Annotated in this window: 1 protein-coding gene; it reads right to left on the minus strand. The window is 64.2% G+C overall.

Features of this window, described 5'->3' with window-relative positions; all coding sequences use genetic code 11:
* On the minus strand, nucleotides 1-678 hold a 678-nt coding region (locus tag AC1U89_RS24540; protein ID WP_479902218.1), incomplete at both ends, for a hypothetical protein.

Genomic DNA, 678 nt, shown 5'->3' on the forward strand with positions numbered 1-678 from the left:
GTACCGACCGTGGCCGTCGCCGGAGGCGAGGACGCCGTGAACACCGGCGCCGCCGGAGCCGGCCGAATCTCGATCAGATACATATTCCACCTGTCCGTAGTGGGAGCGGTGTCATTGATTCTGACGGTAGATGGCGCCGTCGTTGTGCCGGGCACAGTCTGGCGTTGCGTCCAGAAGGTGCCGCCGCTGCCGGCAAGGTACTCGTCGACCTTGGTTTGGCCGCTTCCCACTGTGCGGGGTGTGGACGCACTCCAGTCATTTCCCACACCCCAGACCCAGGAGCCGCTGCGTGTGGTGCTAAGCGAAGCGGTGGGCGCTCCCGTGGGCCCGCTGGCACCCCCGACCGCTCCATCGGTGGCCGTGTCCGCGCCCGTGAATGTGGCGACCGTTATGGAACCCCGGTATGAACCGCTGTGCGTTGCGGTCACCCTTGCGTTCGTGAGGATGCCGATGGACACCGCCTGCCAGATTTCTGCTGTCCCGAACTGAACGTTGGTCCGCTTACGCAGGCGCCAGGTGAGCCCGCCACCGGTGACTGAGGTGAACTGCTGGGCACCGGCTTGGGCACTTCCATCAGAGGTCACAAACGCAACCAGGAGTTCCTTGGTTTGGCTGGTTGTAAAGGCTGGCGAAATGACGGTGCGGGAAAGCGTCGTCTGGTGCGCACTGACCACTTTG

Source organism: Caulobacter sp. 05T431 (assembly GCF_056665975.1).